This window comes from Paenibacillus sp. 79R4, assembly GCF_013393165.1.
In the GTDB taxonomy this organism is placed as follows: Bacteria; Bacillota; Bacilli; order Paenibacillales; family Paenibacillaceae; genus Fontibacillus.
This window is the reverse complement of sequence record NZ_QJOT01000006.1, coordinates 29,751-48,138: the sequence shown is the minus strand read 5'-3', so window position 1 is coordinate 48,138 and position 18,388 is coordinate 29,751. Positions and strand designations below refer to the sequence as shown.

The following is an 18,388-nucleotide window of genomic DNA, read 5'->3' as shown; positions in this document are numbered from 1 at the left end:
AAAAATGGCTTCATTTGAAAAAAAGTGTAAAAAATGCTTGTCAGTGATAAGCAACCATGCAAGAGATACCCGGAAAGCCAAGACGATTTGCCGGATTTCCCGATTCTGGGGTACAGTAGGATTATGTTGCTAGACGCGTCGTTTTACTATAGGAGGAGCCAGATACTTATGAAGACGAAGCTTGATCAGAAACGCATTTATGACTATATCCAGCAATATCATCTGGAGCACATATTTCCGCAACCGGACAAGCTCCCTCTACAGCTTCGCACATACGAACGTGGCGAGGTCATACTCCGCGAAGGTGCTGACCTGGACGGCATTTATTTTCAAGTTGAAGGCAGAACCCGGGTCTCGTCCAGTGTTGAGACAGGCAAGTCCCTTCTGCTGCGGTTCTGCCATCCTTTATCCGTATTTGGAGATATCGAGCTAATTCAGAAGGTTGTCATTCAGTCCCAAGTCGAAGCCGTTCAACGCGCTTCCTTCTTATTCATAAATAAGCCAACGGTGGATACCGTTCTCATGCAGGAGCATGGCTTCTTGCATGAGCTGCTGAGACAGCTGTCTTATAAGCTGCAAACCTGCACCGCCGCTTCAAGAGTCAATTTGTTAGGCTCGGTGGAGGAACGTTTCGCCAGCTACCTATTGACGACAAGGCAACAAAATGAATTCGGCAAAGAAATCCTGACCCCGCATATTTCTGAGATTGCTTCATTAATCGGTACCACCCCACGGCATCTTAACCGTGTTATTCACAAGCTGATCGATATGAACGTGGTTATCAAAGAGAAGAAGCAGCTCGTCATTTCGGACTGGGCGCAATTAGAGGAATTATCGGGGGGCATTCGTTATGAATAAATACCCGCCGAGGAAGAACCTCGGCGGGTATCATGGATTGGGATGCCGGATATCAGCATGTTTTATTAATGAATGATCAGATTAAAGCCATTTTGAACATAATTTCCGTTCGGATACGCAATATTCTGAGTGGTCAGATTATTAAACACCGCTGTGCCATTATTGGTATAGGTAAATATGGCTGCGCCCAGATGCGGGCCCGAGAAGCGTGATGACGTCACTCCGTCAAGTCCGGTGCCATCGATATGAACGTTATTGAACACGATATTTTCGAAGCCTCCGCCGTAGCCAAATTGAATGGCATCCCGCTGTGTGTCGATAATGTCGATATTATTGAAGGTCACGTTGCGAATCGAATCATTAGAGGCTTCAAGATCAATCGCTCCCCGCTCTCCATTGTAGAGATCTTTGCTCGTTCCGCATCGGAGGATTGTTGTATCGGAGAACTCAATCCCCGTGTTGTTCTGGAAGTGATATCCGGGAAACACGGTATTCATTCTAATGGCGGAGCCGCCAACGCAATCCGTGATTACATTATGATCCGCCTTATGCCCGCTTCCCCCGAAGAAGGCAATCCCTCCAGCCCGCCAGTTATTCTCGATCGTATTATAGGAGAAGGAATTATTAACGCCTGCAGGGGCTCCGTTCGTATTGCTCGTCCAGACGGCCAGAGCATCATCGCCATTGTTGCGTAGACTGCTGTTCCGAACAATAGAGTTGCTGGTTCCCTGCGCGAAATTGACGCCATCGGCCAGATTATTCCGTATCCGGCTGTTCTCGATCACCAAGCCATTGGCATGAATAGCTGGCGTGTGCGCATAATCACCAACCCAGAAGCCGCATTCAAAATGCTCGACCCACACATCATGGATCGTGGAATTGGTTCCGAAGTTGTCCATGAAACCTTTGTAGACGGCATTCTGGCCATAACGTGAGCGCAGATTTGAATTCAGATAAATATTGCTGAAATCCAACTTGCCGTTAATACGGAGCGAGATTCCACCTGAAGCAGCATTGGGATTTGTGAACTGGATATTCGTATGCCAGATGCCGGCACCCGTAATTTGAAGATCACCAATCATATTGTTGACAGAGCCGATCTCCCACATGCCGCCGAGATGGAAGTTGCCTTCCGGAATATACAGCGTTTTGTGGGAAGCGACCGCTGCATTTACCGCTGCTTTGAAGGCGTCAAGGTCATCCTGACCGTCATTCGCAATTGCTCCGTAATCCGTTACAGATACCGAGTTAGCCGGACGAGCGATCGCTGCCGCCACAGGCTCGACCTCAATGAAGTCCACACCATATTCCCAGGCATCTCCATTATTCTTCTGAATACGAATCTTATCTCCTGGCTGCAGAGGCGTGTCCATATTCCAATGCACCTCATCGAACCGGAACAACGGGCGTCCTCCTCCCGGATTATCCGCCGGCATATCGCCGGAGAAGTATTGCCAACTATAATAGGATGTCAACGGGATGGTCTTGGACTTGGTTCCGTTGACGTAGACGTCCAGGGACCCATTCAGCCCCATTCCATCGGAGGAATCCGGCATCGTAAATCTCATCGTAACTCCGTCCCCACCCTGTCCTTGCTTCACTGTCCATTCCAGATAAGAGCCGCTAGACGGCAAAGAGACATAGCTCTGGCCGGAGGCCTCTGATGCAGTCAATGCCTGATCGAAGGTGGGCGCTGTCTTCAATTGAGCACCGCCGCCAAGTACCGCATCTTCCGTGTCGTAGCGGCTGTAAGGCAGGCTTGCCCCCCGAGCTGAGTACACGGTAAGATTGGCGATACTCGTATTATTCGCCTGCTTGCTCTCAAGTTCATTTGCGTCGGCAGCGACGACGACCGTTACCGTATAACTGCCATTTACGGCTGCCCACGTGCCGGGAATATTTATATTAGCTGACGCCCCTGCAGCTAATTGTCCATTATAGGAACCCGTGAAGCTCTGCACGGTAGCGCCCGCCGAATTTTTCAGTATAACCGAAACCGCATGCGCTCCATCAGCAGAAGCTACGGTTCCCTGGTTTTTCAAATTGACTGTAAACGATACGGCATCACTTTCAAGCGGAGTACTTGGAGACCAAGTGACGGTCCCCACAAGATCGGAGCTTGCAACAGGCGATACGATCAGCGATACGGGGTGCGTATAGCTGTTATTCGCCTCGTTCTGCTCAATGACCGTATTCGCTTCGTCCACCTTGGCGCTGACGCTGTATTCGCTCGCCGTCTTAACCCCGGCATTGATCGAGACAATCGCCGAATCATTCACTGCCAGAGCGTCCACTTGAGTATAGCCAACAAGCTCATTATTCAAATAGAAATGAACTGTCGTTGCTGCAGATGCAGAATTGCCTTTATTCTTGACCGTAGCATTCAACGTAATTGCGTTGACCTCCGAAGGAGATGCAGGCGACCAGGACATATCGGTAATGGTCAGGTCCGGATTGGCAGCCGGTGTACCGTATACCTGGAATTCAGCAATCTGCCCGCCCGGAGCACCGGAATTGGCCGTAATATTCAAGCGCACCTGCCTTGCTGTCGCCGTAACCGGAATCGTCACCGTATTGCCTGTTGCAGGATGAAACGCATAGGATTGGGATGGAACAAGGCTGTGGAACGAGGACTCATTCTGGTCCTGGCCCAATACCTGGATCGTCTGCGTGCGTGCACCCCATTGGGATGACGGATTTAGCTTCAGTACAATCGATGTAATATCGTGGTTCGCACCTAAATCCACGGTCAGCGTACCCGGATTGCCGTTAGCCTCCCAGTAGGTGTTGAGGTCATCATCATTAGCATTGGCAGCGATATAAGCTTGCGTGTTCGACGAAGCGCTAATCGGCTTGCCAGCAGCGATATTATTGCCTTCCGGCGGGTCTACCGGAGGAAGCGGATCATCCGCGCCATAGATTTCTAATTCGGATAACTGGGCGGCAGGCCAGCTGGTATTTCCTGTTATATACAGCCGAACATAGCGGGTGGTCGTTGCTGCAAAGCTGATCGTTACCGCGTTGCCGTTAGCTTGAGGATTGAATTCATAATCCTTGGAAGCGACTATATCGCTGTAATTTGAACTATCCATGCTGCCTTGAACCGCAAGCGTCTGTGTGCGCGTCTCCCAATGGATCGGCAGCTTCAATACAATCTGATCTATGCTGGTAGCTGTCCCCAGGTCGACTTGTATCCATTGCGGAAATGCCTGATTGGCACTCTCCCAATAGGTTGCCTGGTTGCTGTCTTTGATATTGTTTGGATTATAAACATCAGCTTGACCGCTCGCTGTTACATTTTTGCCCAAGGTCAGGTTGGTACCGCCTGCTGCCGTTGCAGGAGCACTTGAACCGATGAACAAGCTCGAGACAAGCATGACGACGACAAGGAAACATACAGCAAATCTATTATGCATTGTACTCCTCCTCAGTCATATAATTAAAAAGTAAACGATTCTATTAAAAGCGCCGGAATCTCCTGAATAATCCTCCTCTCTACGATTTTATTTAATTATAGAAGCTTTATATTTTGCATATAATGGTCAAAACTACTGAAATGATGTCTATTTTCAATAATATTCCATCTGATTAGGTCTGGCTGGTTTTATGCCGAACACAAAAAATCAGCATCTCCGTCCTGCGGATTTGCTGATTTTTAGCTTCATTTTAACTTATCGCGGTATTGCTCCTTCAATAACGAGAACAACACGGCATCGACGAACTGGCCTTTTTCATAAAAGCATTGCTTCAGATAACCTTCCTCATAAAATCCCGTCTTCTCCAGCAAATATCTGGATCTGATATTGTCAGGATCAATGTAGGCTTCAATACGGTTCAGACCCAGATCCTCGAAGCCAAAGCGCATAATCTCCTGCAGCACCTCCGACATCACTCCCTGTCCCCAGTAGGTCGGATTCAGCTCGAAGGTAATCTCCGCTTTGTAGTGATCCTTTACCCAATTGCGATAACCGCATGTACCAATCACTTTATTGCTGTACTTCTCTGCAATCGCCCAGCGGAACCCGATCTTCTTAATATAACGGCTGTTCCACGACTGGATTAGATCCTGCGCCTGCTTCAGCTCTACGAAGCTCTCTACCTCATAATACTTGGTTACTTCATCATTCGAGAAATAATGGAATAAATCGCCGGCATCCGCCGCCGTCAGCTTGCGTAGAATAAATCTTTCCGTCTCCAACTGAGGGAACAGCTTCATGATCGACCGCCCTTTCTCGCTTATTTCTTTCCATGATTATACATCTTATAATTAGGGTACGGATACCCTTTATTTGAAATTCAAAGGATGAAATGATGAAAGCATTCCCCAAATAGCTGCCCCGCTATATAAGGAATGCTTCTTAAATTGGCTAATAGTTCTATAGCTTAATTACAGGGTGGTGCTCCAAGTCTAATGGCTCCGCAAATGCAATACCAAGGAGCTGTTTGCGATTTCGCTCGGCTTCAACCGTCCGGGCTGCAGATAAGTTAGCCCTTAGCTCCTTGATAACCTTGGCGTCCTTGTCCTGCAGGGTAAGCTGCAGATGATCCTCCATCTGCTTCACCGTTAATTCGCAACCGGGCTGAACCTCAAGCCTGGCGATTTCAAACGGTGCTATGTCTATGACTACCCCGACAGCAATATCAGCGAAGCTATAATGATAAGTCCGATAAGCGTTATTCCGCTTATAGCTGGCTTGGATCTGGCCCGTCCCTACCTTCACCAGATAATCCAGCGACTGCAATTCCGCTGGAATTCTCGGCGCAATCGTCAAGGTGTGCTGAATCAGATCAGGGCGCAGACCGAGGAAATACTGATACCATACGCGAAGCTGCTCGGCATTCGACCAGGCTTGCAGATAAGCCCCGGTCAGCTTGGCCCATCTCTCGCCTGGTTGTGGATAGGCATCCATGTTCTCAGCTAATCCACCGACGACTCCAAGATTCAAAGCCTGCCAATTCATATTTTTGAACAGCTTATATGCCGTCTCCTCCTGTCCCAGCTCAATCATCCGCTGCATAGCAATCCCGTTCAGCCATAGCCATACCGCCCCGTTGTGGTAAGCCGCATCCTTATGATAGTGAGGGGTCAGATGAAAAGGATGAAATAACGGATGAGACCGATCGAGAGAAGCAACGCCCCATGGGTAGACCAGCTCTTCCCAGGCTGTGCGCGTCGCACGGCATTTGAAATCCTCATCTTCGAGCAGGTCAAAGGCGAACAATTGGTTCGGCCTTAGGGCAAATTCCGCTTGATCCTGCGCGTCCAGGCGATCCGCCAAATAAGGATGCGTCTCATCCCGGAAATCCGCAGCAAAATTCAGCCGCAATTTCGCGGCAATTTCGTTCCATTTGCCGGCGTTCTCCTTATCGTTCATGAATTCCGCGAAGTAAACGCCAGCGCGTAACTGATTGTGCCACAGCGCCTGAATATCATTGGCCCGCGTATCACGCGGCGAATAAGAGTTCAGATCGGCGTCCCTCGCATCCATCCACGTTTCATTATCCGCATGCATCAGATAGCCTTTATCGTCCACCCAATTTTTGATTGCCCCTTCAATACTGTTGCGGACGGCAGGGTAAAGCTCTTTAATAATCTGCGTATCTCCGGAATACTTCACATAATCCTGCAGTTGGATAATGAAGCGAGGTGTACCATCTGTCGTATGGTAATCAATATTTTCTGGAGCCAGGATATTGGGCACTCGACCGAAGAAGATCGACAGCTCATCCGTATTCTGGAACTCGGTGAAGGAGAGCAGAATATTCCTGGCGGTCTCGAATTGACCTGTTACAAGGCAAGCCCCTGGCAAAGAAATAAACTGATCTCTCCCCCAATATTCATTGAACCAAGGCAGTCCGGCATATATGCCGTCACCCTGCTGCTTCGTCACTAGTTGGTCCATCGTAATATTCATCCAGTCCATTGCTAGTACGAGCTCCGGATCACTGCTGGCCAGAGGAACTTGCTGCTGCAGGAACTTCTCCATACGTTGTATACGCTCTCGCTTCCAGCGGCGTCGATCGCTTCTCGCCGTATGAATCAAGGCGATCGCTTCATCCGCAGTCTTGGCGACAGCAATATAAAACCCGCCGGTGTTTGCCTTCGATGATATAAGATGATCCTCAAGCTGAACCGCTTGTCCATCGATGGAACTCACAGCAATGATCCAATTCCCCTCCATGGAATGAAAGATAACCGCTTCCTCTTGGCTTCCAATAGGATCAAGCTGCTCGCCCTTTAATTCGATTCCTATCGTATTTACAGCCCCGGCGATCCCGATCTCTACAATATTTTTGGCATCGAACATCCATAGCTCTTCTGTAAGACCACCCCCATAAATCCGCTCCAGCTTGTAAGGATATACGTAAACCTCGGATTTACGGTTATCCAGCTCCACCTGATCAGCCCTCAGTCCGTAACCGCTAAAAATCCGCTGCTTGGCAATATTCAGGCCTGCAAAGTGAGCATGTTCCATATGATTCGTCTCGTGAGACTGGGTGAAGTAAAAAGCCGCCTCTTTATTGGTAAATGAAATGGCCCTGTTCGCTTGCGCGGGAACGAATATCTTCATCTCATCCAGAGCCTTGCTGCCCGGTTGATGATTATGCATAGCTAACCTCCTGTATTCATTACATTCGCCTAGACGCGAGGCCGCCATGAAAGATCACAGCGGCCCCTGGCGAGTTTATTTTATTTAACCGCAGCAGGTTTATTCTTTGACCGAACCTACTACAATTCCTGATACGAAGTATTTCTGCATGAAAGGATAGATCATAAGCAGCGGCAAGGTCGAGACAACAATTTTGGCTGCATTCAGCGTCCGGTCGGAAATTTTGGCAAGCTCCATCAATTTCTCCGGATCGGTAATGTTCTGAACCTCTACACTTAACTGCTGAATATACGTTTGCAGCGGATAGTTGGAAGTTTTATTAATATACACCAACGCTCCGAAGTAGTCATTCCAGTGACCGACAATCGTGAACAACATCACCGTTGCCAATGTTGGCAATACCACAGGCAGGAAGATCCGCAGCAGGATGGTCCATTGCGAAGCTCCGTCGATCGTCGCCGCTTCCTCCAGCGATTTCGGCACCCCGCGGAAGGCGTTCATCAGCAGGATGACGTTGCCGATCGGAACAGCCCCGGGCAGGATCAGCGACCAGATAGAATCCAGCAAATGAAGCTCCTTGACGACCATAAAGGTAGGAATCAGACCGCCCGAGAACAGCATGGCGAAAATCACGATGTTCATATACACCTTCTGGCCCCGGAATTGCCTTGGGCTCTTGGAAAGCGGGTAGGCGGTCAGAATCATTAATGTCATATTAACGAGCAAGCCTAGCACTACCCGTTCAACGGAGATCATAAATGAACGCCAGAACTGGGAGTCCGACAGCAGCTTGTCATAGGAGCTTAAGGTCGGGTTCACCGGAAATATACTTACGAGATTCGCGGAAGCTGCCGCGTTATCACTGAAAGATATCGCCACCAGATTAAGCAGTGGAACGAGACAAGATAAGGTTAATGCCAGCAATAGAATCCAAATAACAAGATCGGCAATGCGGCTTTTTAAAGTTTGAGCGGTAATGGGAGCCACCCCCTTCTTCTAGAAAATACGGTAATCAGTAAGTTTCTGAGCAAGCTTGTTCGCGGAAAGAATCAAAACAATACCGACTACCGACCGCAGTAGCCCTACTGCCGTCCCCAAGCTATATTGTCTTTCCACAAGACCTACCCGGTACACATAGGTGTCAATAATATCCGCCGTTTGATAGACCAGAGGGTTGTACAAGTTAAAGATCTGGTCGAACCCGGCATTTAGCACGTTAGGCAGGTTCAAGGTCGTTACGAGAATAATCGTTGGCAGCATTCCCGGCAGCGTTATATACCAGAGCTGCTTCCAGCGATTGGCTCCATCGATCGACGCCGCTTCATATTGCCCCGGATCTATCGATGTTAATGAAGCCAGATAGATGATCGAGCCGTAGCCAAAGCCTTTCCATACATCCGTTAATATCAGCATCGGTCTGAACCAGGTATTGCTGGCCATAAACAGAATCGGGTCAATGCCAAACCAGCCAAGGAAGGCATTAATCGGCCCCTCATAAGAGAAAATATTCATGACAACAGTGGCCAGAATCGCCCAAGAGAGGAAGTTCGGCAGGTAGACAATCGTTTGCATAAAACGCTTCGCGAACCGTATTCGAACTTCATTCAGCAGCAGAGCAAAAATGATTGATACCAATGTACCGACGATAATCTTCCACACAGCTATAACAATCGTATTGGCGAAGATTTGCTTGCTGTCGGGAATTTGCAGCATAAACTTGAAATTATCCAGACCGACCCAGTGTGAACCGCTGATCCCTTTAGCAGGAATATAGTTCTGAAAGGCCATGACAATCCCGAACATCGGAATAAAGGAGAAAATAATCAGAAAAATCATGCCCGGCAGCATCATGGCGTGAAAAGCCGCCTGATCTTTTTTATTCTTCATTACGGATCAACTCTTTCAACTTCAATTGGAAGCAATTGCTTCGTTAACTTCCTTCGTAATGGTATCCCCACCGGTCTTCTTCCAGCTGTCTACAAACTTATCGAAGGATTCGGGAGATTGATCCCCAGTAATAATCTTCAGATACATTTCCAGCTCCATTTTGGATAGCGTTGGCCATTTCAGCGACATCGAAGGGGTAGTTCCAAAAAAGACAGGATTTACTTCCTTGATATTCGCGTTCTTCACCATGCTTGCCGTAGTGATGCTGGAGGTATATCCGGCCCATGACACAGGATCCGGCTTCTCTCCGCTCTTCTTGCTGTCCATAAACTTCTTGTAGGAGTTATAAGCGGTAATATCATTGTTGCTGATCAATTTGCTGGTATCGCCGCTCTCCAGTGCTTCCTTCATAATGTCAACATTGCGATAGAAGGCATCATAATAGTCGATGTTGACGATAATCGGCGATCCGGATACGTTCAAATTACTATAATCCTCAAAGGCCTTCAGTGTATCGGCATCCTTCTCCTGGTAGCGCTGGTAGTCATATTGCAGACTGACCATTTTCATAGCCATTTCCGGATGCTCGAAGCCCTTGCGAACGACAAGATAGCTGCTGGAAGGATTGCCTGTGAACATCGTCAGCGAACCGTCTTCGGATTGAGGCGCCACATAAGATACCCATTCCGCATCCGGATTCAACTTGAGGGTATCCGCAACGGTCCAGCTTCCCCACCAGTTATCCAGGAAAGCCCCGCTCTTGCCGCTTGTCAGCAGCGCTTTACGGTCATCGCCGGTTCGTACTGCGAACTGACGGTCGATCAAACCTTTCTTGTACATTTCGGCGATCTTGGTCAGAGCGGGCTTCATTTCAGGTTGAATCGATCCGTATACCGCATTGCCGTTACCGTCGTCCATCCATTGCTTCGGATAAGCACCGTACAAGGCAAAGATGTTGTTCAATGAATATTGGCCACCGGATATCCCGGCTACATTCTCATTATCGACGACAAGTCCGACCGTTTTTCCCGATCCGTTCCCGCCTGGGTCCTTCTCAATGAACTGGGCAATAATGTTCTCTACATCTTCCAGTGATTTCGGCTCTTGAAGACCCAGCTTATCCATCCAATCCTTGCGCAGCCAGAGAATACCCGGGCCATGCGAGATTTCCGTCGTAGGAATCGCCATCAGTTTGCCGTCGAATTTAGCGCTGTCCAGCACCCTGCCTCCGTACGAATCATAGATTTCCTTAATGCGGTCACTGGCCGTCTTCTCATAGGCATCGGTCAGATCAGCAATCAGATCATTATCATACAATTGCTGCAGGGTTGAATAGTCAGGAACCACCATAATATCCGGAATGTCGCCGCTGACGATCGCCATCGATACCTTCTGGCTGTAATCGGTGCCATCATTCGCTTCAAACTTCGTTGTATTTTGGACGTTGAGCTTCTCCTTGAAGTACCTGGTCCACACATTATTTGTCGCGTTATCCTTTTCATAAGGCGTTCCGCTAAGTGTAGAATAGTTCGTGGCCATTTGACCCACGGTATAAGATACAGTTTCTGGATATTTGCCAAAAGGAGTCGTCATCGCCTCTCCCCAGGCCGGGTCACTCGATTTAGCAGCTGCGGAGCCATTGCTCGCATTATCGGAATTGCCGCAACCGACGAGGGATACAGCTAACAAGGCTGCTATTACAATAGAGGATGCACGTTTTGTTCTTGATAACATTAGTAGACCTCCCAGTATTTCTCTCATTCATTCAATATGATTCCATTTTATCTTGCTTGATCATTCAAATGATACGGTTTCAAAGCGCCGGCTTGCTTCAAAAACCTGCGTTCCCAATTACTCTTCTATTCTAAGATTGATCCCCAACAATCGTAAACGCAAAAAAATTACGTTTTATATCAAAAAATACTCACTTTCGTGGTTCCAAATTGCCCGCCAGACAGATGATATAATAAAATCATGCTAACAATGAGCGCAGGGGGATACAGATGTTAACGATATTGGTCGTAGACGATCATCAGGATGAACGCGAAGGGATTGCCTTTCTTATTGAAGAACTGGCCCTGCCGCTGCAGGTAGAGACAGCCGATAACGGCCGCAAGGCTCTTGAATATTTACAGGAGCACTCAGTAGATATATTGTTTACGGATGTAAAAATGCCGCAAATGGACGGCCTCGAGCTGACCAGACAAGTGCTGGAGCTTCATGCTGAACTGAAAGTGATCCTGTTCAGCGGCTTTGCTGAATTTGAATATGCCAAGACCGCCATCGCTCTGGGAGTCTCTGATTATCTGCTCAAGCCGGTTAATGTGGAAGCTTTCCAAGCGACGATGAATAAAGTGATTGCAGAGTTGACAGATCGTCAGCAGCAGGATGAACAGTCTCTGATGAAACAAGCGTATGCCAAGAAACATATTCTGTTTACCTTGATCAATGGAGCTCAGGAACCGCCATCCATGCAGGGGCTTTGGCATGATTTTCCTACTTACTATGAAGGCGTGCTGCTGCTGGAATTCGAGAAGGATTTCTTCGAGAACGCGGATCCGGAGTTTGAAGAGTATCTATTGTCCCTGATCGGAACTCCGGCAGACTACCTTAATTTAAACGGTTGCCAGAGTTTACTCTTATTCCCTGAACGCAAAGGGGTTCATTCCAGCCTCTCCTATCAGGAGCTAGCGATACAAATCCACGATAGCATCCTGCTCAAATACCGCGTAAATTGCTATATCGGCATCAGAAAAGGGCTGACAGCGATTCATGATCTGGCCGGAGTACTGCCTGAACTGGAGCCATTGATGGAGTACCGCTTCTTCCTGCCGGATACGTTCATCTTTGATGTAAAGAATGAGATCATGCTCTCGGAGCAAGACTTCCCTGATCTGGCCGATAACCAGTTGATCGAACAAATCCGCAGCAATATTCGGGAGCGGGATCTCTTCAGCCTGAAGGCGAATATAGAACTGCTCTATCAGAAGTATGTAAGACAGGTTCAATTCTCGCAATTATATGTCAAGCATACCTTCTCTACGGTGTATCAGAGCATCATGTCTTGGATTAACGCTTCTGAACGAGAGATCAATCTGGGCATTGAGCAAATATATAAAGCCGAGGATTTACGCAATATCAAGCATATGATCCGGGAAGGGATCGCCAAGCTTGAGCAGAGCACAGGGTATCTCGAACCGGCTCTGAACCGGGATATTGTGGCGATAAAGCAATATATCGAGGAGAACTATACCGAGGATCTGAACCTTGAGCTGCTGGCCGCCAGGGTCTACTTATCCCCCCATTATTTAAGCTCGATGTTCAAGAAAACAACCGGCTGCGGAATTAATAAATATATCAAAAATGTACGGATGCAGAAGGCCAAGGAGCTGCTGACCCATACGCATCTGAAGATAGCCGATGTTTGCAGTTCCGTCGGGTACCGTAACCTCTCGTATTTCTGCCAGAATTTCAGGGATTTCTACGGGCAGACGCCTGAGAAATTCAGACAGTACAACCAAAGCGGCTATGAAGCGGCGGGAGAATAAAGATGCAAAGCTGGCACTCTCTGAAGAAACGCATCCATGATATGAATTTCCAGTCGAAGATTAAATTTGCCTTTTTACTCATCAGCATGATTCCTGTCATCGTACTCGGGAGCTTCTGCTTCTCCGAGACAAGATCACTTCTGATCAATCAGTCCAAATCCGATCTTAACGCTGCGCTTAACCAAAGTGCGTTAACGCTTAATAGTCAATTGGAAGCGTATAACAAGATCGTCAACTTCCTCAGCTTCAACCAAGAGATTGTAAATGCGGCCAATCATACATATACCAGCACTTTTGAAATGTATGATCAGCTTGTTAATGTGATCGACCAGAACTTCTATACTGCCCGTAATTTGAACGCGAGCATAGAGCAGCTGACGCTGTATACCGACACTAATCTGCATCAGCATGGACAAACCGTACGCCCCCTTAGTGAGGTCCGCACTGCAACATGGTATCCGCTCGTGATGCAATCGACGAATATCCTGTGGTTCTCTGACCGCCACAATATTTATAGCGTGCGCCGGGTGCTTAATACGAAGATTAAAAACCCGAAGGACAATATTATCTACGCCCGCATCAATGCCAAGAGCCTGCTGGAGCCTTTTGATTCCTTGGAAACCCAAGGCGCAGAGCTGCTTATTATGGATGCCGCAGGGCAAGCGGTTTATTCGTCGGAGCCGGATCAGGTTTACCCGGAATCGCTCTTCCGTCATCCGTCCGTAGATGAAATGCATTGGAACGGCGAGGAGTACACAGTGCTGCACGCAAGCATCCCTACCTCGGGCTGGGAGGTGTTCCTGTATAAGCCTACCAGTCTGATCACGCAATCCGCATGGAGAATTGTCTCTACCGTACTGCTTATGATTATTGCCTGCATCGTTGCCGTAGTTGTGGCGGGCACCTTATTCTCTCATAAATTCATCTCTCGGATTGAGCAATTACGCCATAATATGAAGACCGTTGAGGAAGGCTCGCTTGAAGTGACGGTTCATAGCGACTCCAAGGATGAGATCGGTGATCTGATTCGCGGCTTCGGCAATATGGTCGTCAAAACGGAAGACCTGATCAATAAAGTATACAGGGAAGAAATCGCCCGCAAGGAATATGAAATGAAAGCCCTGCAGGCGCAAATTAACCCTCATTTCCTGTATAACTCCTTGTCGTTAATCAACTGGCGGGCATTGCGCATTCATGCGACCGATATTAGCGAGATGGCTCAGCTTCTGTCCACGTTCTATCGTACAACTCTGAATAAGGGGAACAATATGATTCTCGTCTCGAACGAGATTCTGAATGTCCAGTCCTATATGAAAATACAGCTGCTTATGCACAGCAACAGCTTCGACGTAGAGTACCGGATCGACGAGGCCATCCTACCGTACCATATGCCAAACCTGATGCTGCAGCCGCTCATCGAGAACGCGATTATTCACGGTATTGAGAATAGAGATGAAGGCGGCAGGATCAAGCTTTCCGGCCAATTGGAAGACGGCTGTATCGTGTTCCAGGTCGAAGACAACGGGATTGGCATAGAACCGAAGCAACTCGCTTCACTGCTTGATTCCAAGCCTATGGGTTATGGTCTGAAAAATGTGCATGACCGTGCCAGATTAATGTATGGATCGGAGTATGGAATTACGATAACGAGCGAGGTAAATCAGGGAACCCATGTAACCCTCAGATTCCCTGCAGCGGATGAAAATAAATAACGGAAGATAAAAAAAGACGGATTGCCGGAGCAGATGGGCTGACCCTCTCTTCCTGACAAACCGTCTTCTATTAGTCTATCCTTACTCGTAAGTGATGTCCAAAGTATTTGTGCTTGAGTTGTAGGCGACCGCGGCTCCCAGGCCTCTGGCGAAGACTTGGGCAGGCACATAGGTCGTCCCTTGAATTACCTTCGGTGCAGCACTCGCGGCCTCAGCCTTGCCGTTATAATGTACCGTCTTGCTGCCCAGCTTTAAAATCATTAGGCGATCTTCTTTCTCAACCGTGATCGTTCCACCCTGCTTATCCCAGGTCACACTCGCCCCCATCGCTTCGGCGATCTCACGCAGAGGAAGCAAATTGGTGTTCTCATAGATCAATGGAGCGCTGTCAAAAGAAAGCTTCGCCCCATTCACATATACGACCAGTCCGGATTTTGCATAGGCTGGCGCCGCAGGCTTGGCTTTGCTTGGTGTTGTACTCTTGCTCTTGGTCGTTGATTTACTCTTTGTCGTCGTTGTCTTGGATTTGCTCTTGGAGGAATTGGATTTGCCAGCTCCTCCCCCATTATGGTAATGATACTCTCCATACTCAAGTCCCCACTTCTCGCAATTCGTACGACAGGTATGTCCGCCGTTGGCATCCGTCCTGCCCGGATGTGCTGATACCGAAGGCGCAGAACCTGTGAGAAGCAGCACGGCCGCTATAGCACCGGCACAGAAACTCCTTTTTGTTCTCCTCATTACAATAAGCAACTCCTTAGTATGATATATACAATTATGGTCTATGTTAGCATGTATGCTTTGCAATGAGAAGACTTAAACAACTTTACTTATAATCACTTACTTGTATTGAATAGCTCCCCACATATTCCCGTCGGGATCCAAGAATTTCAGAACCCAACCGAACCCTTCATCTTGATACGTAGTAATCTCACTTTTCAAAGACTTCAATAATTGATGCAGCTCATGAATTTTCGTTGTGTTAAATAGAAGCACGGGCATGGTTTGCCCGTTGACCGTAAAGTTGGCCCGCCCCTCATCCTGCGTCTCCCATAACATTAACATCGGCCCTTCAGACAGGGTCAAAAAAGCCTGTCGATTCCGATCTGACTTGCTCTGCAGTCGAAAATCAAGATTAGTAGTATACCATTGAACAGAGGCCTCCAGGTTTCTCACCGGAATCTGCACATGCTCCAGCTTATTCAAAAATGGATTTTCCACTAAATACACCCTTTCCGGATTTTCTTATCATAGACAATCCCTGATAACTTAATATATTCATCCATGAATATAAACATTATCGTCTCCCTTATATCCCTTTTTTGCCTACGGATAAATCTTCTCCTGCCGTTCCAGCATCAAGATAAATTGGTCAATCCGCTTCTGTCTCGTCTCCTGCTTCTTGGCATTATTAATTCTGAATACGATTGCAAATTTATTCCGACTGTCCAGCCCATCGTAAAATTGCTTCGCTTGATGATTCTTATTCAACTCATTCACGAAATCCTCCGGCAAGGTAGACTTGCTCTGTGATTCGTACGCGTTATCCCATCGTCCGTTCTGCTTGGCAGCCTCAATCGCTTGGTAACCGGACGGCTTCATTCTTCCGCTTGCAATAAGCGCCTCCGTCCTCTCCTTATTGACCTGCGACCAGATACTGCTGGCTTTGCGGGGAGTGAAGCGCTGCAGCCAGGTTTCCTCATCCGCCTTCTCCTTCCGACTATCAATCCACCCATAACATAATGCGCAGTCGAGCGCCTCACTATAGGACACTGTAGAGATGGTGGAATTCTTCTTGGCAATCTTCAGCATAATTCCTGCTGAAGTATCGTGATTCTGTGCAAGCCAAGCCTCAAAATCCTGCTGTCCGCTGAATGCCATAATCGGTAAGTCATTATTTTTCGCCATATTGCTACACTCCTTTGCCTCATGATGCATCTCCATATGTATCCCCTTAATATCACCGCAATGCATTAAAATAAATAAAATCCCGCACCAGCGCATCGTCCGTTGTAAGACCATCCTGGTGCGGGAATATCCATATCTTTCGTTGTAGAACACATTATACCTTGATCATCGTGGGATGTCACTGCGGCTGCCCCCGATAATCTCGCTTCCTCTCAGAAGAAGCCTCCAGGTACCCTTGATACAGCCAGATCGATGCCGTCAGCCAGCATGCACTGATGAAATATCCGCCCAGCACATCGCTGGGATAATGAACGCCCAAATAAATGCGGCTAATGCCGATCATTAGGATCAGACAAGCCCCGCCAACAATGACTGCGATCCTGCCCAATACATAGGGAATATGCTTCCAGACCAGGAAGACAATCGCCCCATAGAGACTGAAGGCGGCCATCGAGTGACCGCTGGGGAAGCTGAAGCCCGTCTCCTCGATAAGTCTATGCAGTGAAGGCCGCTCCCGGCGAAATAGCTGCTTCAGCAACAGGTTGAGCAGTGCCGACCCGGATACGATAACGATCAGAAACGCGAGTTCACTGCGATGATGCAGCACAAAATAGAGGAAAATCAGCGTTAGCAACAAAATAACGATAACAGGAAGCTGGCTGCCAATCCATGTGAACAGCTTCATTACTTTCGTCAGAGAGTCCGATTCCTGCCCCTGCACCCAAGAAATTATCGTATGATCAAAATGATGAAGCTGTGCTCCACCGATCCAATAAGCGATCATTCCAAATCCGGCCAAGCATAATAAGCTGAACAGGAATAGATATGAAAATGTAAGTTTAATATTCATAGCTGCCACACCGCCTGAACTATCAAAGGTATCCCTTAGTATCGGTCACGCGGGATGATCTATTCCGGATATTATCCGACAAAAACAAGAAACCCTTATGGAATAAGGATTTCTTGTCGTGGCTATTTATTATATAGCAATCGATCTTAGTCTTCAAGCTCAACGTTGTGATATACCTGCTGCACATCCTCCAGGTCTTCAAGCGCGTCCACCAGCTTCTCGAACTGAGCTTGCCCATCTTCAGGCAAGGTTACATAGTTCTGAGCGATCATGCTTAATTCCGCGATGGTGAATTCCGTTACCCCTGCTGCATTAAACGCATCCTGCACAGCCTGGAATTGATCCGGCTCGGCATATACGATGACCGATTCATCTTCTTCAAGAATGTCGCGAACATCCACATCCGCTTCCATCAGCAATTCGAGCACTTCATCCGAAGTTTTACCCTCTACCCCGAATACCGCCGCAGAATCAAACATATAAGCAACAGAACCGCTGACTCCCATATTACCGCCATTTTTATTAAAAGCGGCGCGTACAGCAGACGCCGTCCGGTTCACATTGTTCGTCAGCGCATCGACGATAATCATCGAACCGTTCGGACCAAAGCCTTCATAACGAAGATCATTGTACACTTCGTCTGCGCTGCCTTTTGCCTTGTCCAACGCACGGTCAATAATTGCCTTAGGCACATTATAAGTTTTCGCACGTTCAAGAACGACCTTCAACGCACGGTTCGATTCGGGATCCGGCTCGCCCTTCTTAGCTGCCACATAAATTTCTACGCCAAATTTAGCATAAACCCGGCTTGTATTTGCATCTTTTGAAGCTTTCTTCTCTTTAATATTATTCCATTTACGTCCCATCTTGTTCACACCTCATTATTATTTATGTTGATTTATCGGGAACAAATGGCAGGTGGTGACGATTTATTGAGTATCAAGTTCATATTTTCAACCCCAAAGCATGATGATTACCCAGTTTATTATATATCGTACAGAAGCATGAAAACAA

At 47.7% G+C, this 18,388-nt stretch carries 14 protein-coding genes; 3 read left to right on the top strand and 11 right to left on the bottom strand.

Annotated features, from left to right (window positions below; all coding sequences use genetic code 11):
* Positions 1 to 168 precede the first annotated feature (168 nt).
* Entirely contained in the window at positions 169 to 858 is a 690-nt protein-coding gene (locus DMN77_RS09930) for a Crp/Fnr family transcriptional regulator (RefSeq protein ID WP_179014724.1), read from the top strand.
* Positions 859 to 923: 65 nt separating this feature from the next.
* Here the strand turns inward: DMN77_RS09930 and DMN77_RS09925 are convergent, their stop codons facing one another.
* From DMN77_RS09925 to DMN77_RS09900, 6 genes are all read right to left on the bottom strand, one after another.
* On the bottom strand, positions 924 to 4,235 hold the full coding sequence (locus tag DMN77_RS09925; protein WP_483874235.1) for a discoidin domain-containing protein: 3,312 nt from the start codon (positions 4,233 to 4,235) through the stop codon (positions 924 to 926).
* A gap of 284 nt (positions 4,236 to 4,519) precedes the next feature.
* Positions 4,520 to 5,074 (bottom strand): GNAT family N-acetyltransferase, encoded by a 555-nt coding sequence (locus tag DMN77_RS09920; RefSeq protein WP_068781393.1) that lies wholly within the window; start codon positions 5,072 to 5,074, stop codon positions 4,520 to 4,522.
* 160 nt (positions 5,075 to 5,234) lie between these two features.
* Positions 5,235 to 7,469: an amylo-alpha-1,6-glucosidase gene (locus tag DMN77_RS09915; RefSeq protein WP_179014721.1), complete on the bottom strand. Its 2,235-nt coding sequence runs from the start codon at positions 7,467 to 7,469 to the stop codon at positions 5,235 to 5,237.
* Between the two features lie 99 nt (positions 7,470 to 7,568).
* Positions 7,569 to 8,447 carry a carbohydrate ABC transporter permease gene (locus tag DMN77_RS09910; RefSeq protein ID WP_068781517.1) on the bottom strand — a complete coding sequence of 293 codons (879 nt, stop codon included), beginning with the start codon at positions 8,445 to 8,447 and terminating at the stop codon, positions 7,569 to 7,571.
* Positions 8,448 to 8,465: 18 nt separating this feature from the next.
* The gene (locus DMN77_RS09905) at positions 8,466 to 9,356 is read right to left on the bottom strand and encodes an ABC transporter permease (protein ID WP_068781395.1); all 891 of its coding nucleotides are present in this window, start codon (positions 9,354 to 9,356) and stop codon (positions 8,466 to 8,468) included.
* A 21-nt stretch (positions 9,357 to 9,377) separates the two neighbouring features.
* Positions 9,378 to 11,090: an extracellular solute-binding protein gene (locus tag DMN77_RS09900; RefSeq protein ID WP_068781396.1), complete on the bottom strand. Its 1,713-nt coding sequence runs from the start codon at positions 11,088 to 11,090 to the stop codon at positions 9,378 to 9,380.
* Between the two features lie 269 nt (positions 11,091 to 11,359).
* Between DMN77_RS09900 and DMN77_RS09895 the strand changes: the two genes are divergently transcribed.
* Both DMN77_RS09895 and DMN77_RS09890 read left to right on the top strand, forming a co-directional pair.
* A complete protein-coding gene (locus DMN77_RS09895; protein ID WP_179014720.1) occupies positions 11,360 to 12,904 on the top strand; it encodes a response regulator in 1,545 nt (514 codons plus the stop codon).
* A 2-nt stretch (positions 12,905 to 12,906) separates the two neighbouring features.
* Positions 12,907 to 14,616: a cache domain-containing sensor histidine kinase gene (locus DMN77_RS09890; protein ID WP_179014718.1), complete on the top strand. Its 1,710-nt coding sequence runs from the start codon at positions 12,907 to 12,909 to the stop codon at positions 14,614 to 14,616.
* An 81-nt stretch (positions 14,617 to 14,697) separates the two neighbouring features.
* Here DMN77_RS09890 and DMN77_RS09885 read toward each other — a convergent pair whose 3' ends face one another.
* The 5 genes from DMN77_RS09885 to DMN77_RS09865 form a co-directional block, all read right to left on the bottom strand.
* Positions 14,698 to 15,357, bottom strand: coding sequence for a copper amine oxidase N-terminal domain-containing protein (locus DMN77_RS09885; protein ID WP_068781399.1), 660 nt, complete (start codon positions 15,355 to 15,357; stop codon positions 14,698 to 14,700).
* Between the two features lie 99 nt (positions 15,358 to 15,456).
* On the bottom strand, positions 15,457 to 15,837 hold the full coding sequence (locus tag DMN77_RS09880) for a VOC family protein (protein WP_082790122.1): 381 nt from the start codon (positions 15,835 to 15,837) through the stop codon (positions 15,457 to 15,459).
* Between the two features lie 105 nt (positions 15,838 to 15,942).
* The gene (locus tag DMN77_RS09875; RefSeq protein ID WP_068781519.1) at positions 15,943 to 16,524 is read right to left on the bottom strand and encodes a YdeI/OmpD-associated family protein; all 582 of its coding nucleotides are present in this window, start codon (positions 16,522 to 16,524) and stop codon (positions 15,943 to 15,945) included.
* 178 nt (positions 16,525 to 16,702) lie between these two features.
* Positions 16,703 to 17,374 carry a phosphatase PAP2 family protein gene (locus DMN77_RS09870; protein ID WP_068781400.1) on the bottom strand — a complete coding sequence of 224 codons (672 nt, stop codon included), beginning with the start codon at positions 17,372 to 17,374 and terminating at the stop codon, positions 16,703 to 16,705.
* A 146-nt stretch (positions 17,375 to 17,520) separates the two neighbouring features.
* Entirely contained in the window at positions 17,521 to 18,240 is a 720-nt protein-coding gene (locus DMN77_RS09865) for a YebC/PmpR family DNA-binding transcriptional regulator (protein ID WP_068781401.1), read from the bottom strand.
* Between the last annotated feature and the right edge of the window lie 148 nt (positions 18,241 to 18,388).

Bases quoted from the DNA above. Each gene is read 5' to 3' on its own strand.
- DMN77_RS09930 (WP_179014724.1), top strand. From the start codon at position 169: ATGAAGACGAAGCTTGATCAGAAACGCATTTATGACTATATCCAGCAA.
- DMN77_RS09925 (WP_483874235.1), bottom strand. From the start codon at position 4,235: ATGCTTGTCTCGAGCTTGTTCATCGGTTCAAGTGCTCCTGCAACGGCA.
- DMN77_RS09920 (WP_068781393.1), bottom strand. From the start codon at position 5,074: ATGAAGCTGTTCCCTCAGTTGGAGACGGAAAGATTTATTCTACGCAAG.
- DMN77_RS09915 (WP_179014721.1), bottom strand. From the start codon at position 7,469: ATGCATAATCATCAACCGGGCAGCAAGGCTCTGGATGAGATGAAGATA.
- DMN77_RS09905 (WP_068781395.1), bottom strand. From the start codon at position 9,356: ATGAAGAATAAAAAAGATCAGGCGGCTTTTCACGCCATGATGCTGCCG.
- DMN77_RS09900 (WP_068781396.1), bottom strand. From the start codon at position 11,090: ATGTTATCAAGAACAAAACGTGCATCCTCTATTGTAATAGCAGCCTTG.
- DMN77_RS09895 (WP_179014720.1), top strand. From the start codon at position 11,360: ATGTTAACGATATTGGTCGTAGACGATCATCAGGATGAACGCGAAGGG.
- DMN77_RS09890 (WP_179014718.1), top strand. From the start codon at position 12,907: ATGCAAAGCTGGCACTCTCTGAAGAAACGCATCCATGATATGAATTTC.
- DMN77_RS09885 (WP_068781399.1), bottom strand. From the start codon at position 15,357: ATGAGGAGAACAAAAAGGAGTTTCTGTGCCGGTGCTATAGCGGCCGTG.
- DMN77_RS09875 (WP_068781519.1), bottom strand. From the start codon at position 16,524: ATGGCGAAAAATAATGACTTACCGATTATGGCATTCAGCGGACAGCAG.
- DMN77_RS09870 (WP_068781400.1), bottom strand. From the start codon at position 17,374: ATGAATATTAAACTTACATTTTCATATCTATTCCTGTTCAGCTTATTA.
- DMN77_RS09865 (WP_068781401.1), bottom strand. From the start codon at position 18,240: ATGGGACGTAAATGGAATAATATTAAAGAGAAGAAAGCTTCAAAAGAT.